The sequence below is a fragment of the Sphingorhabdus sp. 109 genome (assembly GCF_902506555.1).
Taxonomy (GTDB): Bacteria; Pseudomonadota; Alphaproteobacteria; order Sphingomonadales; family Sphingomonadaceae; genus Parasphingorhabdus.
In genome coordinates this window covers 1,172,731-1,197,860 of the sequence record NZ_LR732707.1, presented here as the reverse complement: position 1 = coordinate 1,197,860, position 25,130 = coordinate 1,172,731, and the positions used below count along the sequence as shown (strand labels likewise).

The window sequence follows — 25,130 nt, the reverse complement described above, 5'->3', positions numbered from 1 at the left end:
TGCTAGACCGCACCCGCGGCGAACGTATCACACGAAGACGGATCACCGGTTTCCATACCCTTGCGTAACCAGGCCATGCGCTGCGCGGAACTGCCATGGGTGAACATGCTTTCCACTGGCTGCTGGCCGGCTCCGCGCATCAGCGTATCGTCGCCAATCGCATGGGCCGCGTTCAACCCTTCCTCGACGTCGCCGGCTTCCATCCGGTCGGCATTTTGCGCCGCCCACACGCCGGCATAGCAATCGGCCTGCAACTCCATCCGTACCTGTAGAGCATTGCCTTCGGCCTTGCTCGCCCGGCGCTGGGCGTTGCGCACCTGATCGGCGACACCAGTCAGATTCTGGATGTGGTGGCCGACTTCGTGCGCGATCACATAGGCCTGAGCAAAGTCGCCCTTGGCTCCCATGCGCGTGGACATTTCGCGGAAAAAGCTGGTGTCGAGATAGACGCCCTGGTCTGCAGGGCAGTAAAAGGGACCCATGGCCGCCTGCGCTGCGCCGCAGCCGGACTGGCCGGACTGATCATAAAATGTGAGGGTGGTCGGACGATAGCGTTGACCCTGCTGCCGGAACAAACTGTCCCATGTCTGTTCTGTCGAGGCAAGTACCTGGCAGGCGAAAAGTTCTTCCTCCGTATCGCACGCCACATTGGTTCCGGAGCTTTCCGACTGGAAGCCGCCCGCGCCGGTGTCGCCGGCCAGTTGCACGCCACCGCTGCTGAAATACATGAAGGCCAGCGCCGCGCCGCCGATCAGCAGGATCGTGCCGCAGCCCATTTTCCGGCCGAGCAGCATCGGCAGAAAACTGAGCAGCAGGCCGAGACCGCCACCCCCGCCACCACCGCCAAAGCTGCGGCCGCCGCCGCGCCCCTGATCGCGAACATTCTTGCTGGGGTCCAGATCGTCCAAACGCATTTCTTGTCTCCTCGTCCGCCACCAATTCGCCCGAATCCGGAAAAAGCGCAAGTTCCGCCAGATAGTTTTACAAAATCATTGCAGTCCGGCGCGACGGAATTAAGGTCGCGGCAAAGGAGATATCTATGTTTTTGAAGGGCAAGACGGCGCTGGTCACCGGCTCCACATCGGGCATTGGCGGCGGCTATGCAAAGGCGCTGGCCGCGGAAGGCGCGGCGGTGATGATCAACGGCTTCGGCGACGCGGGTGAGATTGAAACGCTGCGTCAGGAGCTGGAAACATTGAGCGGCACCAAGGCGGCCTATAGCAGCGCCGACATGACCAAGCCGGAGGAAATCCGGCAGATGTGCGCCGATTGTGCCGAACAGCTCGGGACCGTCGATATATTGATCAACAATGCCGGTATCCAGTTCGTTTCGCCGGTCGACGAATTTCCCGAGGAAAAATGGAACGCCGTGATGGACATCATCATGAACAGCGCCTTCCACGCGACCAAGGCGGTGCTGCCGGGAATGAAGGAAAAAGGCTGGGGCCGGATCATCAACACCGGATCAATGCACAGCAAGGTCGCGAGCCCCTATAAGTCCGCCTATAATGCGGCGAAACACGCGATCGACGGTTTCGGCAAGACGGTCGCTCTGGAAGTCGCGCAAAACGGTATCACAGTGAACACGATTTCGCCCGGCTATACTTGGACACCGCTGGTGGAGGGCCAGATCCCGAACACCATGGAAGTGCGCGGGCTGACCCGCGAGCAGGTGATCAACGATGTGTTGCTGGCGCCGCAGCCAACGAAGGAGTTTGTCCAGATCGACCAGATTGCAGCGCTGGCCATCTTCCTGTGCAAGGACGAGGCGCGGGCGATTACCGGCGCGAATATTTCGATCGACGGGGGCTGGACCGCGCAGTGATTGCGGGACTGATCTTGCTCGTTGCAGCCGCCGCGGAGGCGCCGGTCGCACCGCTATGGCGTGAGCGGGCGACTGCTGCCGATATAGAAAGGCTGGAAAAATGGAAAGAGGCGCTGGAGATCGGTCGATCGGGCGTTACCGGTGCGGGACAAGGCGCTTTGCTTGCCGCTCGTTCTCCGCTTTTCAAAACCGATGCTGCTCTGGCCGGCAGTGACATTCCGCAAGGCCTTTATAATTGTTCGATCACCAAGTTGGACGGCGATGCCGATGGCGGGCTGCCCTATATCGCTTATCCTGCCTTCAAATGCCGGATCGTGGATCAGAATGGCCGCAAACATTTCACCAAATTGACCGGCTCGCAGCGGACGATCGGCTGGATCGACAAAGCGGCCGGTAACCAGTCAGTATATCTCGGCTCCCTGATCTACCATTATGAAAATGCTCTGGTGCCTTATGGCCAGACTGCCAAACGCGATCAGGCAGCGGTTGTCCAGCGTATCGGATCAAAACGCTGGCGGATGATTTTTCCGTTTCCCGCCTATGAAAGCAAGGTCGACGTGATGGAGTTGACGCCAGCGGAATGAAATTTTGGACCTGACAAGCCTTTCGCATACGATTAGGCAGGGCTAGAAAAATATAAAATGGGGACGGATATGCGGAATTTTACAAAGCTCGGATTGATGGCAGCGGCTTCGATATTGGCAGCCGTCCCGGCGCAGGCCGACAGTCTGAAGGATGCGATTTCCGCCGACATGCCTTCGCTGATGGATATTTATCGTGATCTGCATGCCAATCCTGAACTGAGTGGCGAGGAAGTCCGCACTGCCGCCAAGCTGGCGGCCGAAGCACGGCGGCTTGGTTTTGAGGTCACCGAAAAGGTTGGTGGCACCGGTGTTGTGGCGGTCATGGAAAACGGCGAAGGCCCGACCGTGATGTTGCGGGCCGATATGGACGGTCTGCCGCTGGAGGAAAAGACCGGGCTTCCCTTCGCATCGAAGGTTCAGGCCAAAACCCGTCAGGGCAACGATACCTACGTGATGCACGCCTGCGGTCATGACACGCATATGACCGGCTGGGTTGCCACCGCACGGCAACTGGCTGCGCGGAAAGCCGAATGGTCGGGCACGCTGGTGATGATCCTGCAACCGGCGGAGGAGACAGGCGAGGGCGCATTGGCGATGCTCGAGGACGGTCTCTATAGGCGCTTTCCCAAGCCCGACTATGCGCTCGCTTTTCATGATGCCGCGGGTGCTCCCGCCGGCTATATTGGCTATGCTCCCGGTTTCGCGCTGGCCAATGTCGACAGCGTCGACATCCACGTGAAGGGTGTTGGCGGTCATGGCGCCTATCCGCACACGACGAAAGATCCCGTAGTGCTGGCCAGCCGCATCGTCGGTTCCCTGCAGACATTGGTTAGCCGCGAGATTGATCCGCAGGATCCGGCGGTCGTCACCGTCGGTAGTTTTCAGGCCGGTTCCAAACATAATATCATCTCCGACGAAGCGCTGCTGTTGCTCACTGTGCGCAGCTATGGCGACGACACGCGGGCAAAATTGCTCGACGGCATCAAACGGATTGCGCGGGGCGAAGCGATTGCCGCGGGCATGCCGGAAGACCGGATGCCGGTTGTGACATTGCGCGAAGCGGAATTCACGCCGGCGACCTATAATAGTCCCGAATTCTCGATAGAAATGGCAAGGCTTTTCGAGACCCGTTTCGGCAAGGACCGTGTCGTCCAGTCCAAGCCGGTGATGGGGGGCGAGGATTTTAGCCGCTACCGCCGGGCTGATGAAAATATCAACAGCATGATTTTCTGGGTCGGCGGCGTTCCGATGGCCGATTACCAGGCGTCAGTGGCCAAAGGCACGAAATTGCCATCGCTGCACAGTCCATTCTGGGCCCCCGAGGCGGAAACGGTGATCCAGACCGGTGCCGAGGCGCTGACGGCGGCCACTTTGCATATCATGAAGAAATAAATGGCTTGCCGGTGGCTCTTTCCCGGGGCGCTGATGTTTGCGGCCGCACCGGCAATCGCGCAACCGGCGGGCCAGCCGAAGCCCTCTTACTTTGAGGGGCGCTGGGCCTTTCTCGATGAAGATTGTGCGGCATCGACCAGTTGGACGATGATTGCCGGGGGAAATTTCGTTTCGCAAGATCTGGTCGGCACCTGGGCCTGGCAGGATGGAAAACTGGTGTTGAGTCTCAATGATCTGGCGGTCGACGAGGAAACCGGCGAGGCCGGCGGCCGGTTTCGCATGGACGGGCCGGTCGCCATAATCGACCGGAGCCGGTTTGATTTCACCATTGCACCTGACGTTTACCAGATGCGGCGTTGCGAAGGGTAACCGGGGGCCGTTGCAAGGCAAGTGTCCACGCAAGTACGGATGATTGTCATTTCTGACGGCAGGCGCCGACAGACGTGCCGATGTGACTAGAAATCGTTCGGTCCTGGTCCGGGCCTGCCGTTTCGTTCGATTGGGTTTTGCAGGCTGCCGGGTTCGCCGGGCCGTGGACTACCGGCCAGTGGACTATCTCCGCCGCCGGATGACCGGTTGCCGGATGCCACCCTGTCTGGCTGATATTGCAGGCTCGGATTATGATCGTCGTCCCAGGGATCATCACTATCGTCGCTACCCGAAGCCGTCATCGGTTCGCCGAAGACAAAATTTTCGTAATCGCTATCATCCTCCTCATCATCTCCCCAGCTGTCGTCCGATACCGGAGCAACGGGTTTGACAATTTTCGGGGCTTCCTTTTCCACGGGAACGACCTTTGGCGGCTCGTCCGACGGCGTTATAAAGTAGATCAGCAGTCCGGTGGACGCGACCAGCAGGATGGATTCTTTCAGCATAGCAAACACCAATGTCTTTCGATTTCCGCAAACGAACTAGCCCAACGCGGTTAAGAAATATTTACCTTCGGCTCGGACGGGGCGTCGCAGGATATGCCGGAACAGTGCCGTCCAGGGGCAGGCAGAAGATGATCTTGCGCTGATTGTTACAATCAATGTGGTTATTTCTTGAATATCTGTAAATATATTTACATAGGAGGCGGATGACTGTTCAGAAACTTTTCGCCGGCGCCGCCATCAAGAGACTCAGACGCAGCGCCGCCATGACTCAGGTCGCCCTCGCGGAGGCGCTGGATATCTCGCCCAGCTATCTCAACCTGATAGAGCGCAACCAGCGACCCCTGAGCGCCCGACTGATGCTGCTTCTGGCTGAAAGATTCGATTTTGATCCAAGGCAGTTTATTGCCGCGGAACCGGGGGGCGGCATCGATGCAATTCGCCAGCGACTGGCCAGTCCGCTGTTCGAGGATATGTCCATTGATCGCTCGGAGCTGGAAGAATGGCTGATTGCGTCGCCCAATACCGCGGAAGCATTTGCCCGGCTTTTCGACAATCGGAAATCCGGTGATGACACGGGCGAAAAAAATGCGCCCGATCCGATCCAGGCGGTTCGTCGCGAAATCGAGCGCTGGCGAAACCATTTTGCCGATCTGGACTCCATGGCCGAGCAGCTCGCTGACGAGTTGCGCCTCGGGGCAGGGGATCTCTATGGTGCGATAACCGAACGGCTGCGGGTGAAGCATCAACTGATGATCCGGATATTGCCGGAAACGGTGTTGCCCGACAAGTTGCGCCGACTGGACCTTCACGCCCGGCAATTGCAGCTTTCGGAAATGCTCGATCCGGCATCCCGTACATTTCAGGCCGCGCTTTTGCTCGGCCAGATCGAGGCGAAGGGAGAGATTGATGCGCTGGCAGCGGGCGGGAAGTTCACCGACCGGGCAGCGGAGAAACTGTTTCGCCGCCACTTGTCCGGCTATTTCGCCGCGGCGTTGATGATGCCCTACGGCCGGTTTCTCAAGGCCTGTGAGCAAAGCGGCTATAGGATCCAGTTGCTGCAGCGCCGTTTCGGTGCCGGTTTCGAGCAGGTGGCCCACCGCCTGACGACATTGCAGCGGGTTGGTTCGCGTGGCCTGCCGTTTTTCATGGTGCGGATTGACCGCGCCGGCATGATTTCCAAGCGCTATGCCGGGGCGAGCAACGCGCCGCTGGTCGAAAGCGCCCATCGCTGTCCATTATGGGATATCCACCGCGTCTTTGAACAGCCGTCGGAAATCCGGTCACAATTGGTGGCACTGGAGGATGGTTCAACCTGGTTCACTTTGTCGCGGGCGGTGCAGGGCATAGGTTCCGGTGTTGGCGGCCATGCGCCTGCATTTGCCATCGGACTTGGCGTGTCTGCCGATGTTGCATCCTCGCTCTATTATGCGCGCGGCAAGGATCTGGGTATCGAGCAGGCGGATGCAATCGGGCTGGGCTGCACTGCCTGTACCCGGCCGCAATGTTCGCAGCGGTCAGCGCCGCCGCGCAGTCGCTCGCTGACGTTTGACGAACAGGAACGGGGCCTGACGCCTTTTGATTTCGTTAACGACTAGGTCCCGGAACCCGCAAAGACAGTTTGAATCGGGTTGCATCTGGTTGCCAGACTGTCGGTATATTGAACAAAATCGATGAACTTGTGCGTTTGCGCGTAATTTATGCTGTAAAATTTACCGACAGATAACGAATTTTCCTTATGTCCGACGCTGACCAAGGAAAGACGACGCGCGATATGATCCGATTGTTCAAACATTATATTCCTTACCCGGTTCTTATTCTGGGGTTGATCGATTTTCTGCTGTTGCTGGCGGCAGCCGAAGTCGGCTGGATTTTTCGCGCCGTACAGATCAACATGGAAGTCGGGAATATCTTTGACCGGCCAGCCCCGATATTCAGCTTTGCCTTCGCGCTGCAGCTGGCGCTGATCGCGGTTGGCGTATACGGGCCCGAAGCTCTGCAATCGCTGCGTTTTGCTGCGGCCCGCATTCTGGTTGCCATTTCCCTGGGTGTGATATTTCTCTCGCTGCTGGCATTTGTGCTGCCCGGCGCCACGCTCTGGCGCTCCAATTCCCTTTACGCGATGATCTGTGCAATCGTTTTTCTAATGGTTATTCGTGTGATGCTCGGGACCATGCTGGATAGCGATATTTTCAAGCGGCGTTTGCTGATTTTGGGTGCGGGCCCCCGGGCCGCGCGTATTGCCGCCCTGGAAAAACGTCCGGAATGCGGCTTCATCGTTGCCGGCTATGTCGCGATGAATGAAGGCGCAACCGTGATCGACAGCGCGATACGGCGTCAGGATATTGCCAATCTGCCTCAGCACGTGATCGATCTCGAGGTCAGCGAAGTCGTTCTGGCGCTCGAGGAACGGCGCAACGCACTGCCGGTCGCGGATCTGCTGACAATCAAGACGACCGGTGTGCATGTCAACGACCTGTCCAGTTTTCTCGAACGGGAAACCGGACGGGTTGATCTGGACAGCGTTAACCCGAGCTGGTTCATTTTCTCCGACGGCTTTTCTTCGGGTCGGAGATTGTCGACCACGTTCAAACGGGGTTTTGACATTTTTCTGAGCTTCCTGTTGCTGCTTCTGACAGGCCCAATCATCTTGCTGTTCGCGCTGCTAATCCGGCTGGAAAGCCGTGGCGGCTCCTTTTTCAGGCAGGAGCGGGTCGGTCTGTATGGGCAGAAATTCAATATTCTGAAGCTACGCTCGATGCGCGCCGATGCGGAACCCAATGGCAAGGCAATCTGGGCGAGCGAAAATGATCCGCGGATCACCCGTATCGGAAATTTCATCCGAAAGGTCCGGATCGACGAACTGCCCCAGGCCTGGAGTGTGTTGAAAGGCGAAATGAGCTTTGTCGGTCCGCGTCCAGAGCGACCGCAATTTGTCGACGACCTGCAAACGCAAATGCCTTATTATCCCGAACGCCATATTGTGAAGCCTGGGATAACCGGCTGGGCCCAAATCAATTACCCCTATGGAGCGTCGATCGAGGATTCGCGGCACAAGCTGGAATATGATCTCTATTATGCCAAGAACTACACACCCTTTCTGGATCTGCTGATCATCCTGCAGACCATAAGGGTGGTGTTGTGGCCGGAAGGCGCGCGCTGATATGGAGTCGCTTCTCGACCATATCAGCTTATTCGGCCATGGCATCGCCGCCGCGCTTTTCGGTGCCCTGGCGATCTGGCAATTCCAGCGGAAAGTTGAACGCAATAACAAGCAGATATGGCTGATCATTGCGATCACGCTCACCAGTTTCTGGGCGCTTTCGATAACCGTCGAGGGGCATCTGTCGCAGATATCGCGCTTTGCCGAAACGCTGCGAAACTTCGGCTGGCTCGGCTTCATGTTCATCCTGCTCAGGGCAGGGGAAGGTCGCGACGAGCCGAAAACGGTCAATGTCATTTACGCTGCTCTGATCTTTGTGCTGGTCGGCCAGATGCTGGTGGATTCGCTGCTGCCGGCGTTCGCGGATATACAACCGCTGGAAGACGTCACGCTCTACACTTCGCTCGTGCTGCGGATGATCTACGCTGTCGGGGCGCTGGTGCTGGTCCATAATCTCTATTCGATATCCGCCCCGGAAACCCGCTGGGGTATCCGTTTGCCGATGGCGTCGCTGGCGGCGATCTGGACCTATGATCTCAATCTGTTCACCATCACCTACCTGACCCAGAACACGCCGATGGAGCTGCACGCGATGCGCGGTCCGATGATGGCGGTGATCGCGCCGGTCCTGGCCCTGGCATCCTTGCGCAACACCGAATGGAATCTGAAACTTTCCCGCAGCGTCGCCTTCCGTTCACTCTCGCTGGTCGCGATCGGCAGCTATTTGCTGATGATGATCGTGATCGCTACGGCGCTGCAGATCATCGGCGGCGACTATGCCCGGCTCGCCCAGATCAGCTTTCTGTTCGGCGCGACCATTGGCGCATTGCTGCTGCTGCCGTCGGGCCGATTCCGGGCCTGGCTGAAGGTCAAGCTGGCGAAAAATTTCTTCCAGCATCGCTATGATTACCGATCGGAGTGGATCCGCTTCACCGATACGATCGGGCGCCCTGGGCCCGATAGCGCACCCTTTCACCAGCGTGTGATCAAGGCGATCGCGGATATTTCGGAATCGCCAGCCGGAATCCTGCTGATGCCAGACGAGTCCGGCCAACTGGTGCTGCAATCACGCTGGAACTGGTCATCACTCGAAGTCCCGGCGCGGGCCTGCACGGTGCAGACCATCCCCTTTCTCGAACGGACCAATCATATTGTCGAATTCGACTCGTTGCGCGCGGGCAAGGACGACAAATGCAACGACGACGCGATCCCTGAATGGATGAGCGCGGACGAGCGGACGTGGGTCGGAGTTCCCCTGGTCCATTTCGACCGGCTTGCTGGTCTGATGCTGCTGGCGCGCCCCAGAATCGACCGCAAGCTGGATTGGGAAGATCTGGATATGCTGCGTGTCGTCGGCCGTCAGGTGGCAAGCTATCTCGCTGAAGCGCGCAGCCAGCAATCGCTTTCAGAGGCGCAGCGGTTCGACGAGTTCAACCGCCGGATGGCGTTCATCATGCATGACATCAAGAATCTCGTCAGCCAACTCAGTCTGCTCGCCCGCAATGCCAAACGGCATGCCGACAATCCCGAGTTCCAGTTGGACATGATCGAAACGCTGCAGGATTCGGCCGACCGGATGAACGGGCTGCTCGAACGCCTGTCACAGCATAACAGGAGCAATCCGGAAGAGCCGAAGCCGGTGAAGGTCGCCGACCTGGTCCGCACGATCATCGAGAAGAAGCGCCTGCTGCACAGTCTGGAAAGCGGCGATGTCGAGGATCTGACAATTTTTGCGGATCCTGCGCGGGTGGAACAGATATTGGGGCACCTGATCCAGAACGCGATCGACGCGAGCGAGGACGACCAGACTATAACCATCAACGCCCGCCGTCGCGACCTCAGTGTGGCGATTGAAGTCTGTGACCGGGGAATTGGCATGTCCGCCGAATTCGTCCGCAACCAGCTGTTCAAGCCGTTTTCATCGAGCAAGCAGGGCGGCTTTGGAATCGGCGCCTATGAAGCACGCGAGTTGGCGCGCGGCATGAAGGGGCGGCTGGAAGTGGAGAGCACCGAACATGTGGGAAGCCGTTTCACATTGATCCTGCCGCTCGCGAAACATTTGCCAGAAGAAATTGCCGCAGACGAAAGGGCCGCATGATGCCGGACAGAGAGCAACAGAAAAAAGAGAAGCTGCTGATCGTTGAAGACGATCGGGGTCTGCAGAAACAGCTGAAATGGGCTTATGACGATTTCGAGGTGATCATCGCCGGGGATCGGGAAACAGCGATTGAAAAACTGCGTTCGGAAGAACCGGATGTGGTCACCCTCGATCTCGGCCTGCCGCCCGATCCGGATGGAACCACCGAAGGTTTTGCCACCATGGAAGCGATATTGAGTCTCAAGCCTGACACCAAGATCATCGTCGCTTCCGGTCATGGCGAGAAGGCCAGCGCCTTGCGCGCCATTTCCGGCGGGGCGTGGGATTTTTACCAGAAACCGGTCGACATTGACGAGCTTGGCTTAATTGTCCGCCGGGCCTTTCATGTGCGCAATCTGGAGCAGGAAAATGCCAGCCTCGCCGCTAAAAGCAGTGGCGAGGGATATATTCTGGGCAATATCATCACGGGGGCGCCCGAAATGCTGAAAGTGGCGCAGATGGTTGAGCGGGTGGCAAACACCAATGCGTCGGTGATGCTGCTGGGCGCCAGCGGCACCGGCAAGGAATTGCTGGCCAAGGGGCTGCACGATTCAAGCGACCGGCGCGACAAGGCCTTTGTCGCCATCAATTGCGCCGCGATTCCCGAGAATTTGCTGGAATCCGAATTGTTCGGCCATGAGAAAGGGGCCTTTACCGGTGCCATAAAGACGACCGAAGGGAAAATCGAACAGGCTGATGGCGGCACGCTGTTCCTCGATGAAGTCGGCGATATCCCACTACCGCTCCAGGTTAAATTGTTGCGCTTTCTCCAGGAGCGGGTGATCGAACGGATCGGTGGCCGCAAGGCGATCGCGGTGGACACGCGGATCGTCTGCGCGACCCACCAGAATCTCGAAGCGATGATCAGCGAGAATGATTTCCGCGAGGATCTATATTATCGTCTGGCCGAGATTGTGATCAAGATTCCGCCTTTATCCGAACGATCGGGTGATGCCAGTCTGCTTGCCCGGCATTTCCAGAAAAAATTTGCCACCGAAATCAATCCGGCGGTCAAGGGGCTGGCGCCCGACGCGCTGGCTGCGCTGGAAGCCTGGAACTGGCCTGGCAATGTTCGCGAACTGGAAAACCGGATCAAGCGCGCCGTAATCATGGCCGATGGCAAGCTGATAAGCGCCCAGGATCTGGACCTGGATATCGATGAAGATGCTGCGGCCGATTTGCTCAACCTGAAAGCGGCGCGCGAGGCCGCCGACCGTTCGGCGATCCTGCGTGCGATTTCGCAGACCAGCGGCAATATTTCCAATGCGGCCAAATTGCTCGGGATCAGCCGTCCGACTCTCTACGATCTGCTCAAACAATATAAGTTGCAGCAAGCCAGCTAGACGATGGCTATCCCTTTTTCCCGGAAACTGCGCCTGACCAGCAAACCGGTCTTGTTGGCAGCGGCACTTTCCGTGGCGCTGACCGCCGTTCCGACGGCAATATTGGGAGCTAGCGGAGGCAACGCAGACGCGCGCGAGGCCTTTGCCAGAGCAGCGCAATTTCGTGCCGAGCGGGATGTCCGGTCAGCCCGGATAGCCTTGCTCAACGCCATCAAGGCCGATCCGGAGTGGATTGACGCGCGGGTTGCGCAAGCGGAAGTGTTGCTGAAGCTCGGGGACGGAGTCGGTGCCGAAGCGGAGATTGACCGGGCCGTGCAACTGGGGATTGATCCGGCAACGGTCCGGCACCTCTATGGCCACGCCTATTCCTTGCAGGGCAACGCGCAAAAGGCGCGCGATGAGTTGCTGACCAATGATATTCCGCAGCAATACCAGGGCTATGCAGCCCGAATCATGGGCAAGGTCGCGCTGCAAATGGGTGATGAGCAACTGGCGGGCGCCGCCTATAATCGTGCAATCGAACTGGATGGAAAAAATCCCGATCTTTGGGTCGATATCGCACGCTTTCGCTTTCGGTCAGGGGATCAGGCCGGCGCGACCAATGCGGTGGACGAAGCTGTGAAGCTGGATCCCGTCAACGTCGGGGCGCTGCAATATCGCGGAGAGTTGATGCGCTTCCAGTTCGGATTGGGCGCGGCCCTGCCATGGTTTGAACGGGCGCTGGAGCTAGACCCCAATGATATCCCCTTGCTGAGCGAATATGCGGCCACATTGGGGGATATGGGCCGAATGACCGACATGCTGGCTGTCGCACGAAAAATCATCGCGCTGGATGGAAAAAATCCGCGCGCTTTCTTCATGCAGGCTGTTCTCGCCGCCCGGGCCGGCAAATATGCTCTCGCCAGACGATTGATGCAGAAGACCGGCGGCATGATCGACAATGTTCCAGCCGTGATGCTGGTGCAGGGCATTATCGAGCATGCCGAAGGCAATCATAACGCGGCAGCAGAACAGTTCCAGCGACTGATCGCGATCCAGCCCAACAACCGGCAGGCGCATAATTTGCTGGCGCGATCGCTCTATCTCGCCGGAAGCGCAGGCGACGCGGTTGATATACTCATTCCACAAGTCAACCGCAGTGGCGCGGATCCCTACGCCTTGTGGCTGGTGGGCCGCGCGCTTGAGGATATTGGGGAACGGCGGCAGGCTGCCGCTGTCATGAACCGCGCCGCCGTTCATGATTTCGGCCGGGAAAGCGCCTTTATGGCTACCGCTCCGCTCAATGTGTTGCGCGCCGAGGCGCAACGCAATCCGAATGATGCCCGGGTGGTGGTGCCCTATATCCGCGCGCTCTACAATGCCGCCGATTATGATACTGCCTTCGCAGAGGCCAAGCGACTGCAGCAAGGCAATCGCGGAGCGAGCGCTGCCCATATACTGGTCGCCGACGTCGCCACGGCCATGGGCAATTATGACGAGGCGCTGGATGCACTGGGCCAGGCACGAAGAATCCGTTTTTCCGAACCGGTAATGCTGCGGCTGGTCGAAGTGTTGCGAGCCAAGGGAGACATGCAAAAAGCGGGAGAGGATCTCGCGCAATATCTCAGCTACAATCCCGGTAATATCGCCGGGCTGCGCTGGATGGCCTATGCCCATCTGGAAACCGGCAGCTGGGCCGTTGCAGCCCATATTCTGGAAAATCTACGCCAGCGCATCGGTGACAATGATGCTCTGCTGATGGCGGGCTTGACCCAGGCTTATACCGGTCTCGGAGAGACCGAAAAGGCGATTGCCGCGGGACAGATTGCCTATCATGTGCAACCGTCAAGCCCGGTGGTGACGCATCTTTACGGGCTGGCCTTGCTGCAGGACAGGGACGGCCAGAAAAAGGCCGTCAGTCTGCTGAAAAAAGCGGTCGAGATCCAGCCGGATAATATGGTTTATCGGAAAAGTCTGCAAAGCGCCCGCGCGAAACAGCGGAGCAGCGCGGTGGCAGGCGCAGACTGACCGCTGTTCAGGCGTCGCTTTTCAGCAAATCGTCGACGGTCAGGTCCAGCCGTTTCATCTGGCGCTCGACCGGTGGCCAGACATTCTTGATGAAATCTTCTCGCTGCGACTGACACAGGCGCTTTCTGGCGCCGGCGGCTACGAACATCCCGACACCGCGCTTTACGGTAACCAGACCCTCCTCCTGAAAACCCTGATAGGCTTTGGCGACGGTCAGCGGATTGGCGCCTTGGTCCGCCGCAAAGACGCGGACAGAGGGAAGCATGTCACCCTCTTCATATTTACCGTCGAGAATGGATTCCGATATGATGTCCCGCAACTTCAGATAGACGGGTTTGTTCGCATTGTTCATGCTGCATCACTGCCATAATACAGCGAAGCAGGCAAGTGGAAGTTCCGCTTCTTCCGCAAAGCGCGATAAAGTCCGAGATTTATTGTGGGGCTGGCGGGGTCCATTCGGACAATATGTTCTTCAACTCCGGGCGCGGGCGTTCGGTCAGTTCGGCACCGGCCGTGCCCAGATAGAGGAAGCCCGCGATTTTTTCGGGCTTGGCGCCAAACAGATCGCGGACATCTTCGTTGAAGGCCGGCCAGCCGGTGATCCAGCCACCGACAAAACCCATGGCGTGGGTGGCGTGGAGAATATTCATGACAAAAGCGCCGCAGCTGAGTTCCTGTTCCCACAGCGGAATCTTGGTTGATTCTACCGGAGAATACATCACGACCAGCAGCGTCGGCGCGAGGCAGGCCATGGATTCCAGAGATTCCAGTTCCATCCGTCCCGCTTCCGGCCGTTCTTTCAGATAGGCGTTGTGGATCCCATTGGCGAACAGGCTGCGCTGATCGTCGCCGACTGCAACCACGCGCCACGGCGCCAGCTTGCCATGGTCCGGCGTGCGCAGGGCAATAGTGACAATCTCTTCAATCTGCGCCTTGCTGGGTCCGGGTGCGATCATGTCGCGCGGCCGTCCGGAGCGGCGGGAAGGGAGGTAGCTGGCGAGGCTGCTGAGATCGTTGAATTGCTTTTCGGTCATATTCGTCACTTCGGAAGAGATGCACGCGATTGCAAGGCGAATTTGCGGAAAACCGGTCTCGCTTGAAACAATATGCTTCACTTGCGCATTTTTATCATTAGTGTGCGGGGCAACCGGGCCGGATTATGCGGCCCAAATCTATTGCCGGGGAGTATTTATATGGCGGGAGCGTATCTGGAATCGGGTGATGCAAGAGGGACATTCCTCGGACATCCCAAGGGCCTGTTTGTTCTGTTTTTCGCAGAAATGTGGGAACGTTTTTCCTATTACGGCATGCGCGCGCTGCTTATATTTTACCTGACCAAACACTGGCTCTTTTCCGATAGCGAATCCGGGATCATTTACGGTGCCTATACGGCGCTGGTCTATATCACTCCCGTTGTCGGCGGTTATCTGGCAGACAAATATCTCGGGCAGCGAAAAGCGGTGCTGTTCGGGGCGGTATTGCTGACGTTGGGCCATTTTTTCATGGCATTCGAGGGCGATGCGGGAGTCGGTCATGTCGACAACCCGATCATCAGCATATTCTGGCTGGCGCTCGCACTGATCATCGTCGGTTCCGGTTTTCTGAAAGCCAATATCTCGGTGATCGTCGGCCAGCTTTATCCCCGCACCGATGTGCGACGCGACGGCGCCTATACAATTTTCTATATGGGCATCAATCTTGGCGCTGCTTTGGGGTCGTTGCTATGCGGCTACATCGGTGAGACTTATGGCTGGGCTTATGGTTTCGGTCTGGCCGGAATCGGCATGCTGCTTGGCCTGGTCGTCTTCATCTGGGGCAAACCCCTTCTGCTCGGCCGCGGCGAAGCCAAGGATCCGGAACTTCTGAACAAGCCTGTGGGCGGACTGAAGCTGGAATGGTGGATGTATATCATCGGGCTGGTACTGGTCGGTGTCTGCTGGCTGGCCATTCAGTTCCAAGACATGGTCGGTTACGTGCTCGGCCTGTTTGGCGGCGCGCTGGTGCTCTATGTGCTGGTCACTGCGGTCACGAAGCTGGCATCCGATGAACGCGACCGTATCTTTGCGGCGATGTTCCTGATCCTGACTTCGATCATATTTTGGGCGCTGTTCGAGCAGGCCGGTTCTTCGCTGAACCTGTTCACCGACCGGCATGTTGACCGTGCCGGTGTTCCTGCCTCGACCTTCCAGTCGATCAACGCGATCTACATCATCTTGCTGGCGCCGGTATTCGCGACGCTATGGACCGTGATGGGCCGCAAGGGAATCGAACCCTCGGCGCCGTTCAAATTCGGTCTGGGTGTTGTCCAGGTTGGTCTTGGTTTTCTGGTTCTGGTCTGGGGCGCGCAGTCTGCCGGACTTGAAAATGCAACGCCTGTGATTTTCATCTTCCTGATCTACCTGCTGCACACAACCGGTGAACTCTGCCTGTCGCCGGTCGGTCTGTCGGCGATGAACCGGCTGGCACCTGCGCATATGGCCAGCCTGATCATGGGTACATGGTTCTTCGCATCGGCAACCGGCAATTTCGCCGCGGGTCTCATCGCTTCCGCAACAGGCGCTGAAGGCGTGGGCGAGGAAGCCGGCAAGCAGGTTGTGCTGGATGTCTACTCCACCGTCGGCTGGGTAGCGATTGCCGTTGGCGTCGGGGTTCTCGTGGTATCGCCGCTGATCAGAAACCTGATGCATCTCGATACGCTGAAGGATGACAATGTCGGCGATGATCTGGAAGGCCAGCGGGAAGTGGGCGAACCACAGGCTGCTGGCGTCCATCCTTCGACCAAATCATAAGACTGAGGGGCTTTGCTATGAAATTTCGGGCTTTGCTGGCGCTGGTTGCTGGCGGATCGCTGTTGGCTGGCTGTACGGCCAATGCGGCGGATACAAAATCGGCTAGCACCACACCGCCCGTGAAATCGAGCAAACCGGCCAAGGTGGCATTTCCGTCGACCTACCGCGCCTATCCGTCAGCGCCCACCGCCATCACCGGCGTGACTATCTATGATGGTGAGGGCGGCCGGATCGAGCGGGGAACAGTGTTCATGGCGGGCGGAAAAATCTCCTTGATCGGCGGCCCCGACACGGCCATCCCGGCCGATGCGACGATTGTCGACGGTACCGGTAAATATGTCACGCCCGGCATCATCGACGTGCACAGTCATCTCGGCGACTATCCGACGCCGAGCGTATCGGCGCATGATGATGGTAACGAAGCGACCTCTCCGGTGACCCCGGAAGTCTGGGCCGAACATAGCGTCTGGCCGCAGGACCCCGGCTTCTCCCGCGCCATGGCCAATGGCGGGATCACGGCGCTGCAAATTCTGCCAGGTTCGGCCAATCTGTTCGGTGGTCGCTCGGTGACGCTGAAAAATGTGCCCTCGCGGACCGTGCAGGGGATGAAATTTCCCGGCGCACCTTATGGTATGAAAATGGCTTGCGGTGAAAATCCGAAGCGGGTTTACGGCAGCCGCAACCGCATGCCGTCGACCCGTATGGGCAATCTCGCGCTCAACCGGCAGACCTGGATCGACGCACAGGATTATCGCGAAAAGCGCAACGCCGGCAAGAGCCAGAAACGCGATCTCGGCAAGGAGACTCTGGCCGGCGTGCTCGACGGGGATATTCTCGTCCACAATCATTGCTACCGCGCCGACGAACTTGCCCAGATTATCGATATGTCGAAGGAGTTCGGCTATAAGGTTACGGCGTTCCATCACGCGGTCGAAAGCTATAAAATCGCCGACATGCTGGCGGAAGAGGGCATTTGTTCCGCCGTCTGGGCCGACTGGTGGGGTTTCAAGATGGAAGCCTATGACGCGATCCCGGAAAATGCGGCGCTGTTGCAGAAAGCCGGAGCCTGCGTCATCATCCACAGCGATGACGAAAACCAGATCCAGCGGCTCAACCAGGAAGCGGCCAAGGCGCTGGCCGATGGCCGGGCAATGGGCATAGAGATCAGCGACGCACAGGCGATCCGCTGGATCACGCTCAATCCGGCGAAAGCCATGGGCATTGATGAGATGACCGGCAGCCTGAAGCCTGGTAAGATGGCTGATCTGGTCCTGTGGAACGGCAATCCGCTGAGCGTATACGCGCGGCCCGAAAAAGTCTGGATTGACGGCGCCCTGATGTTTGACAGTGGCGATCCCGGCCGCCGTCCGGTCAGCGATTTCGAACTCGGCCAGCCCGGTGAAGGAGACGTGAAATGAAGCGTTTTTCTCTGTTGCTCGCCTCCGCTGCAGCCCTGATTGCTGCTCCGCTTGCTGCGCAGACCACTGCCATTACCGGCGGCAAGGTCGTGATCGGCGACGGCAGCGCGCCGATTGAAGGCGGCACCGTATTGATCCGCAATGACCGGGTAGTCGCTGCCGGTGCCAATGTCGCCATTCCCGCCGATGCGCGGCGGGTCGATGCCAGCGGAAAATGGGTGACGCCGGGCATTTTTGCCGGATTCAGCCGGATCGGCCTAGTCGAAGTCGGGGCGGTCAGCCAGACCAATGATATGAACGCAAGCGGGTCGCCCTTTTCGGCAGCGCTGGATGTGCAATATGCCATCAATCCATTCGCGTCTGCCGTGGCCGTAAACCGTGCCGCCGGGGTTACCCGAGCGGTTGTATCGCCGAGCACCTCCGACTCCATTTTCGGAGGTTTCGGAGCGATAGCCGATCTCGGGCAGGATGAGGATCCGATCACCCGGGCGCGTGCCTTCCAGTTTGTCGAACTGGGTGAAACCGGTCACCGACGCGCGGGGGGCAGCCGTTCCGCTTCGCATATCCACTTCCGCGCGCTGCTCGATGAGGCACGCACTTATGCGCGCAATCCTTCAGCCTTTGACAGCGATCTGCTCAAGGCTTCCGATGCCAAGGCCTTGTTGCCGGTGATCAACGGCAACACCAAGCTGCTCGTCCATGTCGAGAGCGCCAATGACATTTTGAAAGTCCTCGACTTGCGCAAGGATTTTCCGGCCCTGAAAATGGTGCTGGTTGGGGCCAATGAAGGTTGGCGGGTGGCCGATCATATCGCCGCAGCCGGCGTGCCGGTGCTGGCTTCTGCCCTTGCTGACCTGCCTTATGGTTTCGAGGATCTGGCTGCTACCCAGTCCAATATCGGTCGGATGAAGGACGCCGGTGTCAAGGTTGCCATCGGCATGATCAATGACCGGGATGCACACCAGCTCCGCTATTCGGTACAATATGCCGGCAATCTTGTTGCGCTCAATAGGGTGCCGCGCGCAACCGGGCTGAGCTGGGACGAGGCTTTTGCCGCGATCAGCTCGGGTCCTGCAGAGATTATGGACATGGGCGGGCAACTGGGCTCGCTCAAGCCCGGCCGTCAGGCCGATGTGGTTATCTGGACCGGCGATCCGCTGGAGTTGTCGACCCAGGTGGAAAAGGTGATCATCGACGGTGTCGACCAGTCGCTCAGCAATCGCCAGATGCGGCTGCGCGACCGCTATGCCGATCCGGCACCGGGGGCCTTGCCAAAGGCCTATGACCGCTAGACGCTAGAGCCGCACCATCGACATCATAGTCTCGCCATAGCGCGGACCTGCGGTGCCCCCGACCGGTGCCGCAGCTTCCAGTTCGTCGAGATCGATTGTGGTGAGTTCGATATCGACCGCTGCCATGCTGTCTTCCAGCGTGGCCCGCCGCTTCGAACCGGGAATGGGAACAATGAAGTCGCCCTGCGCCAACAGCCACGCCAGGGCAATTTGCGCGGGTGAACAGTGATGCCGGGCGGCAACCGCCTTGACCACGTCTACCAGCTTCATATTCAGCGCGAAATTTTCTTCCGAATAGCGCGGATCATTGCGGCGATAATCATCCTCCGGAAGATCGTCACGGCTGCTGATCTGGCCGGTGAGAAAACCGCGGCCCAACGGACTATAGGGCACAAAGCCGATGCCAAGATCCTGACAGACCGGCAGGATATCTTCCTCGACGCCGCGCTCCCACAGGGAATATTCGGATTGCAGAGCGGCTATCGGATGGGTCGCATGGGCCTTTTTCAGCGTGGCGGCTCCGGCTTCCGACAGGCCGAGATAGCGGACCTTGCCCTCGGTTACGAGGTCGGCCATCGCGCCGACCGTTTCCTCAATCGGCACATTGGGATCGACGCGGTGCTGGTAAAACAGATCGATGGTGTCGACACCGAGCCGCTTCAGAGACCCCTCGCAGGCCCGGCGCACATTGGCCGGCGTGGAATCAACCCCGCGTACCTGACCATCCTCGATCGCGAAACCGAATTTGCTGGCGATGATCAGGCGGTCGCGGCGACCGCTGATCGCCTGGCCCAGCAGTTCCTCGTTCAGATAGGGACCGTAGACTTCTGCGGTATCAAAAAAGGTGACGCCCAGTTCGATTGCCCGGTCGATGGTCGCCAGACTTTCGGCGCTGCTGGCCGCTCCGTACATGCTTTTGCCAATACCCGCCATCGGCATGCAGCCGAGACCGAGCGCCGACACTTCCAGTTCCGGTCCGAGTTTGCGATATTTCATGTCAAATCTCCTTCGCTTCTGGCGATTGTGGCGGTGACGCTCATATTGGTGCTGACATTGGCGACCGTCCGCATGATATCAGGAAAGGTCTCGATCGCCAAAAGCAGAACCAGTGGTTCGATGGGCAGGCCCATGGCGATACAGATGGGGGCAATGGATGTGATGAAGCTGATCGACCCCGGCAGGCTGACCGCTCCCATGGTGGTGATGGCGGCGACCACAACACCGATCGCCAGCATCGGGAAGGTTAATTCTATACCCATCAGATGGGCGATATAGATCGCCACCGCCAGATTCATACAGGGACCGGTCGCCCGGAAGAGGGCCACAGCAATCGGCAGGACGACATCGGCGGACCGTTCGCCCACACCCATCGCTTTCGCACCGCTAACCATGGCCGGTAGCGATGCAAGCGAGCTTTGCGTTGAAATCGCGACCGCCTGGGCGGGGGCCGAGGCCTTGAAAAAGGCAATGGGGCCACGTCTCCCGCCGATATAGGTGAGGACATAGCTGAATATCCAGACCACAGCGCCGACGCTGCTGACGATCAGGACATAGTGAAGCAAGGCCCCGAAAGCTGCCAGGCCGGCGGTGGCGCCGACACCCAGAGCCAGCGCGAAAACGCCGAGGGGGGCAAGCGCGAGCACCCACTGGATCAGGATCAGCAGGGCATTTGCAACCGCATTGAAAAACTGGTCGAGCATGAGCCGCTGCGCCTCCGGCAATTTGGTAATGGCAAAGGCGAATGCCAAGGCGAAGACCATCAGCGGAAGAACCGCATCCTCGGCCGCGGCCGCAATGGCATTGGTCGGGATCAGGGCGCGGAGAAATTCACTGAACGGCGGGACGTCACCCGGCGCAGCCGCGCTTCCCAGCGCGGTGCGAAGAGCCGCCGCAGCATCACCGTTAAGCGGAAACAGATCGAGCAAGGCAGGGGTAACCAACGCCGCCATGGCCGACGAACACCAGAGGATGAAGATCATGAACCCGATCGCCCGCGCGGTCATCCGTCCGGCGCGAGCCATGGATGCCGCCTTGCCAATTCCGACGATGAGCAAGGTGAATACAAGCGGGATGACCGTCATTCGTAAAGCATTGAGCCACATATTGCCGACTACATCGGCCGCTTCGACCAGCAGGACGTTTCGGGAACCGGCGTACAGGCCGGTCAAGATGCCAAGGACCAGAGCGAGCAATATGATCAGCGCTTTTTTCAATGGTTTGCCCCTTCATGGTATGGAAGCGGACCATCAACCATGGCGCGGCGGTGCTGGCAAGGGGCGATTGTTCGTAAAATTTGCTGTCATCGCCATTGTCTCTTGGTTTCCTGCCGATCCATCGGCTAGAGATAGGCGCAACGGGCGCGATCATGGCGGGACATAGTTGAATATGGCGAAGAAATTTTTTGGTACCGACGGCATTCGCGGTCTGACCAATGCACATCCAATGACAGCCGAAATCGCGATGAAGGTGGGGCAGGCCGCCGGTCGGCATTTCCAGCGGGGCAACCACCGGCACCGTGTGGTCATCGGCAAGGATACCCGGTTGTCGGGCTATATGATGGAAAATGCGCTGGTCGCCGGTTTTACCAGCGTCGGAATGGACGTTGTCCAGGTTGGTCCTATGCCAACGCCGGCAGTGGCGCTGTTGACCCGTTCGATGCGGGCCGATCTGGGCGTGATGATTTCGGCCAGCCATAATCCCTATTATGACAACGGCATAAAATTATTCGGGCCGGACGGATTCAAGCTGTCCGACGAAGATGAATTCACAATCGAATCCTATCTTGAAGAAGAGGCAAAACTTGCGCCGGCAGCGGATATCGGCCGCGCCAAAAGGTTCGAAGATGCGCGCGGCCGCTATATTCACGCCGTCAAAATGTCCTTGCCCGATCATATCCGTCTGGATGGCCTGAAGATCGTTTGCGATTGCGCCAATGGCGCGGCCTATCAGGTGGCGCCTTCTGCGCTTTGGGAACTGGGCGCCGAGGTTGTGACTCTCGGGATCAGTCCCAACGGTTTGAACATCAATGACAAATGCGGGTCGACGGATGTCGCGACCTTGCAGGAAACCGTCGTTGCTTCCGGCGCGCATATCGGTATCGCGCTGGACGGGGATGCGGACCGCTTGATCGTGGTCGACGAAAAGGGCCAGGTGGTCGACGGCGACCAGCTGATGGCTCTGCTCGGCTGGAGCTGGAGCCGGAACGGCCTGCTCCGCGGGGACGGTATCGTTGCCACGGTGATGTCCAATCTCGGGCTGGAAAGATTTCTCAACGCGCAGAATCTCGATCTCGTGCGGGCCAAGGTCGGCGACCGCTATGTTCTGGAGGAGATGAAGAAGGGCGGCTATAATGTCGGCGGCGAGCAGTCGGGGCATATGATCCTGCTCGATCACGGAACCACCGGAGACGGCACCGTTGCCGCGCTTCAGGTGCTCGGTGAACTGGTCGATAGCGGCAAACCGGCGAGCGAATTGCTGCACCTTTTTGATCCGGTCCCGCAATTGCTCAAGAATGTGCGTTACAGTGACGGCCAGCCGCTCGAGAGCGAAAAGGTCAAGGCGGTGATCGCGGAAGCGGAAAGGGAACTCGAAGGCAGCGGCCGTCTGGTGATCCGCAAATCGGGCACCGAACCGCTGATCCGGGTGATGGCCGAAGGTGACGACGAGGCTCAGGTAAATGCTGTCGTTGACCGGATTTGCGCGGTAGTAGAGGAAGTTGCGAGCTGATGCTGGGATTCCTCGACGCCATGGATGCCAGAACCATTGTGGTGATGGGACTGATCCTGCCGGTTCTCGTGACGCTGCTCGTCTATATCTTTGCGCGCGGTTTTTTCCGCCGGTTCTGGCTTCCCATCGTCCTGCTCGCCGGCGCTCTTGAATGGTTTTTAATCGTCCAGGTCGGGCCATTGTTCCTGTGACTACTCGCTGTCCGCGGATATTGTCGATTGCCGGCTCGGACAGTGGCGGTGGGGCCGGTATCCAGGCGGATATCAAGACCATTACCATGCTGGGCGGTCACGCAATGACAGCGATCACTGCGATTACCGCGCAGAACACGCTCGGCGTGCAGGCCGTCCACCAGCTGCCGACCGAAATGATCATCCAGCAAATGGAATCCGTGGTCAGCGATATTGGAGTCGATGCGGTCAAGATCGGCATGATCGGGAGCGCGGAGGCAGCGCTAGCGGTGGCGGACTATCTGCAGAAGCTGGGCATCGCCATTGTCTTCGATCCGGTGATGATCGCGACGAGCGGCAGCATCCTGGCGGACGCAGAGACAATATCGGCGTTTGGCAAGCTGATGGACGTGGCATCAGTGGTTACGCCCAATCTGCCGGAACTGGAAGCGCTGGGCGGCAAGGACGAGATTTTGGGCCATGGCTGCCATCTGGTGATCAAGGGCGGACATGGAGAGGGGGCCGTGGTCATTGACGAGCTTCATGCACCAAGCGGCCTGGTCAGACGGATTGAGGGGAAACGGATCGATAGCAGCCAAACCCATGGTACCGGCTGCACCTTCGCCAGTGCGCTCGCGGTCGGTCTCGGTCGTGGACTGGCGTTGAACGCAGCGTTCGAGCAGGCCATATCATTCACCCGTATCGCGATTTTGGAAGCACCGGGGCTCGGTGAAGGCAGCGGCCCGCTTGGCCACCAGTTTGTCACCGATTTTCAGGATGAGGAGCGGTGATCGCGGGCGTTGACGAAGTGGGCAGGGGGCCACTTGCGGGGCCCGTGGTTGCAGCCGCCGTCATCCTGCCTGACGATCACATGATCGCAGAGCTGGATGACAGCAAGAAACTGACGGCAAAAAAACGGGCGCGGCTCGAGCAGCAGATCATCGATTGTGCCCGTTTCTCGATTGCCCAATGCTGCGAGGCCGAGATTGACGAGATCAATATCTTGCAGGCAACGATGCTGGCGATGACACGCGCGGTGGAAGGGCTGGATGCCGTCCCCGATCATGTGCTGGTCGATGGCAACCGCTTGCCGAAATGGACCTATTCAGCCAAAGCGGTGATTGGCGGGGACGCGCTGCATCCCTGTATTTCGGCCGCCTCCATTCTCGCCAAGGAATTTCGCGACCGGTTGATGATCGCCGCAGCCGAACAATATCCGCAATATGGCTGGGAACGGAACAAGGGCTATGGCACGGCCGAGCATCTGGCGGCGCTCAGGCAATATGGACCGACGCCACTACACCGCAGAAGCTTCGCGCCGGTCGCCCAGATGGAAATGCTCTAGGCTTCGACTTCCGCGCGTTTTGGCGCGATCTTGCGCTCTGCCAGAACCCATTCGCCGCTCTCGCTCTTGATATATTTCGGTTGGCGGGTGACGTTCCACACCAGACCCATTTTCTCCAGCAGCAGCAGGATATAGCCAGCGATGTCGATCTCCCACCAGGCCATGCCCTGAAAGCTGGCGCGCGGATGCTTGTGGTGGTTGTTATGCCATCCCTCGCCCAGCGTCAGCAGCGAGAATATGAAGCTGTTCTTGGCAGTGCCCACACCCTTGGTATGGCGCTGTGATCCGACCACATGGGCGTAGCTGGAAATGCCGAGCGTGATCTGCAGGACGACAAATGTCCGGAAATAGCCGCCAATCAGGATAGTGCTGATTACATGGTCCCAGCCACCGAAAACAAGGCCCCAGATACCGGGGAAGATAATCAGCGAGAAAACCAGCCAGTACCAACGGGTCTTGTGCAGCCAGAGCACAACATCATTGTCGGCCAGGCCTTTGCCATAGATGCTGGTGTCGGTGACGCAATCGTCCATGAACCAGCCAAAATGGGAATGGAACATGCCCTTGAGCCTGCTGGTCGGGCGGCCGCGGCCATCGAGCCAGGGGCTGTGCACGTCTCCGATTTCATCGGTATGAGCATGATGTCGGCGGTGGTCGGTGGCCCAGCGCAAGACCGACGACTGGATTGACATCTGCGCCATACCACCCAGGATATATTGCATCGGCACCGAGGTTTCGAAGGCCTTGTGCGAATAATAGCGATGGAAACCGAGCACTATGCCGAGCATCAGTATGATATAGCCAGCGATGAAAGCCGACCATTCGACCCAGCCGGTATCATAGGTGAACATATACCAGATGGCTGCAATCGAGCCGAAAATCTTGGAGCCGAAGACAATCGCATATTCCTTGCGTTTCTCGCGTCCGGCTGCGCCGCCGACGATTACGCCGGGATGCGGACGGGGTTCGTCGCTTTCCTGGGAAATGCCATTTTCATGTTGATACTGATCGCGAAAATTGCGTGCCATCTGTTCACCGGCCCCTGGGCTGTTGCTCATCCGAGCTTT

General features: G+C 58.6%; 23 protein-coding genes. 16 read left to right on the top strand and 7 right to left on the bottom strand.

Annotation, left to right across the window (positions count from 1 at the left end; all coding sequences use genetic code 11):
- Positions 1-2: 2 nt before the first annotated feature.
- Positions 3-914 carry a KPN_02809 family neutral zinc metallopeptidase gene (gene ypfJ, locus BOSE62_RS05755; RefSeq protein ID WP_159643183.1) on the bottom strand — a complete coding sequence of 304 codons (912 nt, stop codon included), beginning with the start codon at positions 912-914 and terminating at the stop codon, positions 3-5.
- A 125-nt stretch (positions 915-1,039) separates the two neighbouring features.
- On the opposite strand from ypfJ, the gene BOSE62_RS05750 reads away from it, so the two are divergent.
- The 4 genes from BOSE62_RS05750 to BOSE62_RS05735 all read left to right on the top strand — a co-directional run bounded on the left by BOSE62_RS05750 (position 1,040) and on the right by BOSE62_RS05735 (position 4,170).
- Positions 1,040-1,825, top strand: coding sequence for a 3-hydroxybutyrate dehydrogenase (locus tag BOSE62_RS05750; RefSeq protein ID WP_159643181.1), 786 nt, complete (start codon positions 1,040-1,042; stop codon positions 1,823-1,825).
- Positions 1,822-2,409 carry a DUF4893 domain-containing protein gene (locus BOSE62_RS05745; protein WP_159643179.1) on the top strand — a complete coding sequence of 196 codons (588 nt, stop codon included), beginning with the start codon at positions 1,822-1,824 and terminating at the stop codon, positions 2,407-2,409. Before BOSE62_RS05750 ends, BOSE62_RS05745 begins: the two co-directional genes overlap by 4 nt.
- Positions 2,410-2,478: 69 nt before the next feature.
- Positions 2,479-3,801, top strand: a complete 1,323-nt coding sequence (locus tag BOSE62_RS05740; protein WP_159643177.1) for an amidohydrolase — start codon at positions 2,479-2,481, stop codon at positions 3,799-3,801.
- A 33-nt stretch (positions 3,802-3,834) separates the two neighbouring features.
- Positions 3,835-4,170, top strand: a complete 336-nt coding sequence (locus BOSE62_RS05735) for a hypothetical protein (RefSeq protein WP_159643175.1) — start codon at positions 3,835-3,837, stop codon at positions 4,168-4,170.
- 86 nt (positions 4,171-4,256) lie between these two features.
- On the opposite strand, the gene BOSE62_RS05730 is transcribed toward BOSE62_RS05735, so the two are convergent.
- Positions 4,257-4,676, bottom strand: a complete 420-nt coding sequence (locus BOSE62_RS05730; RefSeq protein WP_159643173.1) for a hypothetical protein — start codon at positions 4,674-4,676, stop codon at positions 4,257-4,259.
- Between the two features lie 203 nt (positions 4,677-4,879).
- Here BOSE62_RS05730 and BOSE62_RS05725 point away from each other — a divergent pair, with 203 nt between their 5' ends.
- From BOSE62_RS05725 to BOSE62_RS05705, 5 genes are all read left to right on the top strand, one after another.
- Complete coding sequence (locus tag BOSE62_RS05725) at positions 4,880-6,271, top strand: helix-turn-helix domain-containing protein (protein ID WP_159643171.1); 1,392 nt, start codon at positions 4,880-4,882, stop codon at positions 6,269-6,271.
- A 176-nt stretch (positions 6,272-6,447) separates the two neighbouring features.
- Positions 6,448-7,836: a TIGR03013 family XrtA/PEP-CTERM system glycosyltransferase gene (locus tag BOSE62_RS05720; protein WP_159647914.1), complete on the top strand. Its 1,389-nt coding sequence runs from the start codon at positions 6,448-6,450 to the stop codon at positions 7,834-7,836.
- A 1-nt stretch (position 7,837) separates the two neighbouring features.
- Entirely contained in the window at positions 7,838-9,934 is a 2,097-nt protein-coding gene (prsK, locus tag BOSE62_RS05715) for an XrtA/PEP-CTERM system histidine kinase PrsK (RefSeq protein ID WP_159643169.1), read from the top strand.
- Positions 9,934-11,316, top strand: coding sequence for a PEP-CTERM-box response regulator transcription factor (gene prsR / locus BOSE62_RS05710; protein ID WP_159647913.1), 1,383 nt, complete (start codon positions 9,934-9,936; stop codon positions 11,314-11,316). The genes prsK and prsR overlap by 1 nt, the downstream gene beginning before the upstream one ends.
- A 3-nt stretch (positions 11,317-11,319) precedes the next feature.
- Positions 11,320-13,323, top strand: a complete 2,004-nt coding sequence (locus BOSE62_RS05705) for a tetratricopeptide repeat protein (RefSeq protein WP_159643167.1) — start codon at positions 11,320-11,322, stop codon at positions 13,321-13,323.
- 7 nt (positions 13,324-13,330) lie between these two features.
- Here BOSE62_RS05705 and BOSE62_RS05700 read toward each other — a convergent pair whose 3' ends face one another.
- Together BOSE62_RS05700 and BOSE62_RS05695 are read right to left on the bottom strand one after the other, a co-directional pair.
- Positions 13,331-13,675: a GntR family transcriptional regulator gene (locus BOSE62_RS05700; RefSeq protein ID WP_159643165.1), complete on the bottom strand. Its 345-nt coding sequence runs from the start codon at positions 13,673-13,675 to the stop codon at positions 13,331-13,333.
- 79 nt (positions 13,676-13,754) lie between these two features.
- Positions 13,755-14,357: a nitroreductase family protein gene (locus BOSE62_RS05695; protein ID WP_159643163.1), complete on the bottom strand. Its 603-nt coding sequence runs from the start codon at positions 14,355-14,357 to the stop codon at positions 13,755-13,757.
- Between the two features lie 159 nt (positions 14,358-14,516).
- Between BOSE62_RS05695 and BOSE62_RS05690 the strand changes: the two genes are divergently transcribed.
- Genes BOSE62_RS05690 through BOSE62_RS05680 form a run of 3 tightly spaced genes read left to right on the top strand, consistent with a single transcriptional unit; the run spans position 14,517 to position 18,822 of the window.
- Entirely contained in the window at positions 14,517-16,112 is a 1,596-nt protein-coding gene (locus tag BOSE62_RS05690) for a peptide MFS transporter (protein WP_159643161.1), read from the top strand.
- 17 nt (positions 16,113-16,129) lie between these two features.
- Complete coding sequence (locus BOSE62_RS05685) at positions 16,130-17,530, top strand: amidohydrolase (RefSeq protein ID WP_159643159.1); 1,401 nt, start codon at positions 16,130-16,132, stop codon at positions 17,528-17,530.
- Entirely contained in the window at positions 17,527-18,822 is a 1,296-nt protein-coding gene (locus BOSE62_RS05680; protein ID WP_159643157.1) for an amidohydrolase family protein, read from the top strand. Before BOSE62_RS05685 ends, BOSE62_RS05680 begins: the two co-directional genes overlap by 4 nt.
- A 3-nt stretch (positions 18,823-18,825) precedes the next feature.
- Here BOSE62_RS05680 and BOSE62_RS05675 read toward each other — a convergent pair whose 3' ends face one another.
- Both BOSE62_RS05675 and BOSE62_RS05670 read right to left on the bottom strand, forming a co-directional pair.
- Positions 18,826-19,818, bottom strand: coding sequence for an aldo/keto reductase (locus BOSE62_RS05675; RefSeq protein ID WP_159643155.1), 993 nt, complete (start codon positions 19,816-19,818; stop codon positions 18,826-18,828).
- On the bottom strand, positions 19,815-21,035 hold the full coding sequence (locus BOSE62_RS05670) for a dicarboxylate/amino acid:cation symporter (protein ID WP_159643153.1): 1,221 nt from the start codon (positions 21,033-21,035) through the stop codon (positions 19,815-19,817). The genes BOSE62_RS05675 and BOSE62_RS05670 overlap by 4 nt, the downstream gene beginning before the upstream one ends.
- 172 nt (positions 21,036-21,207) lie before the next feature.
- On the opposite strand from BOSE62_RS05670, the gene glmM reads away from it, so the two are divergent.
- Genes glmM through BOSE62_RS05650 form a run of 4 tightly spaced genes read left to right on the top strand, consistent with a single transcriptional unit; the run spans position 21,208 to position 24,063 of the window.
- On the top strand, positions 21,208-22,548 hold the full coding sequence (gene glmM / locus BOSE62_RS05665; RefSeq protein ID WP_159643151.1) for a phosphoglucosamine mutase: 1,341 nt from the start codon (positions 21,208-21,210) through the stop codon (positions 22,546-22,548).
- Complete coding sequence (locus BOSE62_RS05660) at positions 22,548-22,739, top strand: hypothetical protein (RefSeq protein ID WP_159643149.1); 192 nt, start codon at positions 22,548-22,550, stop codon at positions 22,737-22,739. The genes glmM and BOSE62_RS05660 overlap by 1 nt, the downstream gene beginning before the upstream one ends.
- Positions 22,736-23,509, top strand: a complete 774-nt coding sequence (gene thiD / locus BOSE62_RS05655; protein WP_236553858.1) for a bifunctional hydroxymethylpyrimidine kinase/phosphomethylpyrimidine kinase — start codon at positions 22,736-22,738, stop codon at positions 23,507-23,509. Before BOSE62_RS05660 ends, thiD begins: the two co-directional genes overlap by 4 nt.
- The gene (locus BOSE62_RS05650) at positions 23,506-24,063 is read left to right on the top strand and encodes a ribonuclease HII (RefSeq protein ID WP_159643145.1); all 558 of its coding nucleotides are present in this window, start codon (positions 23,506-23,508) and stop codon (positions 24,061-24,063) included. The genes thiD and BOSE62_RS05650 overlap by 4 nt, the downstream gene beginning before the upstream one ends.
- Here the strand turns inward: BOSE62_RS05650 and BOSE62_RS05645 are convergent.
- A complete protein-coding gene (locus BOSE62_RS05645; RefSeq protein WP_159643143.1) occupies positions 24,060-25,121 on the bottom strand; it encodes an acyl-CoA desaturase in 1,062 nt (353 codons plus the stop codon). The genes BOSE62_RS05650 and BOSE62_RS05645 overlap by 4 nt on opposite strands.
- Positions 25,122-25,130 lie beyond the last annotated feature (9 nt).

Coding starts and splice junctions, on each gene's coding strand:
- BOSE62_RS05720 (WP_159647914.1), top strand. CDS start 6,448: ATGATCCGATTGTTCAAACATTATATTCCTTACCCGGTTCTTATTCTG.
- glmM (WP_159643151.1), top strand. CDS start 21,208: ATGGCGAAGAAATTTTTTGGTACCGACGGCATTCGCGGTCTGACCAAT.
- BOSE62_RS05740 (WP_159643177.1), top strand. CDS start 2,479: ATGCGGAATTTTACAAAGCTCGGATTGATGGCAGCGGCTTCGATATTG.
- BOSE62_RS05700 (WP_159643165.1), bottom strand. CDS start 13,675: ATGAACAATGCGAACAAACCCGTCTATCTGAAGTTGCGGGACATCATA.
- prsR (WP_159647913.1), top strand. CDS start 9,934: ATGCCGGACAGAGAGCAACAGAAAAAAGAGAAGCTGCTGATCGTTGAA.
- BOSE62_RS05645 (WP_159643143.1), bottom strand. CDS start 25,121: ATGAGCAACAGCCCAGGGGCCGGTGAACAGATGGCACGCAATTTTCGC.
- BOSE62_RS05695 (WP_159643163.1), bottom strand. CDS start 14,357: ATGACCGAAAAGCAATTCAACGATCTCAGCAGCCTCGCCAGCTACCTC.
- BOSE62_RS05685 (WP_159643159.1), top strand. CDS start 16,130: ATGAAATTTCGGGCTTTGCTGGCGCTGGTTGCTGGCGGATCGCTGTTG.
- BOSE62_RS05690 (WP_159643161.1), top strand. CDS start 14,517: ATGGCGGGAGCGTATCTGGAATCGGGTGATGCAAGAGGGACATTCCTC.
- BOSE62_RS05660 (WP_159643149.1), top strand. CDS start 22,548: ATGCTGGGATTCCTCGACGCCATGGATGCCAGAACCATTGTGGTGATG.
- BOSE62_RS05730 (WP_159643173.1), bottom strand. CDS start 4,676: ATGCTGAAAGAATCCATCCTGCTGGTCGCGTCCACCGGACTGCTGATC.
- ypfJ (WP_159643183.1), bottom strand. CDS start 914: ATGCGTTTGGACGATCTGGACCCCAGCAAGAATGTTCGCGATCAGGGG.
- BOSE62_RS05705 (WP_159643167.1), top strand. CDS start 11,320: ATGGCTATCCCTTTTTCCCGGAAACTGCGCCTGACCAGCAAACCGGTC.
- BOSE62_RS05680 (WP_159643157.1), top strand. CDS start 17,527: ATGAAGCGTTTTTCTCTGTTGCTCGCCTCCGCTGCAGCCCTGATTGCT.
- BOSE62_RS05750 (WP_159643181.1), top strand. CDS start 1,040: ATGTTTTTGAAGGGCAAGACGGCGCTGGTCACCGGCTCCACATCGGGC.
- prsK (WP_159643169.1), top strand. CDS start 7,838: ATGGAGTCGCTTCTCGACCATATCAGCTTATTCGGCCATGGCATCGCC.
- BOSE62_RS05735 (WP_159643175.1), top strand. CDS start 3,835: ATGTTTGCGGCCGCACCGGCAATCGCGCAACCGGCGGGCCAGCCGAAG.
- BOSE62_RS05675 (WP_159643155.1), bottom strand. CDS start 19,818: ATGAAATATCGCAAACTCGGACCGGAACTGGAAGTGTCGGCGCTCGGT.
- BOSE62_RS05725 (WP_159643171.1), top strand. CDS start 4,880: ATGACTGTTCAGAAACTTTTCGCCGGCGCCGCCATCAAGAGACTCAGA.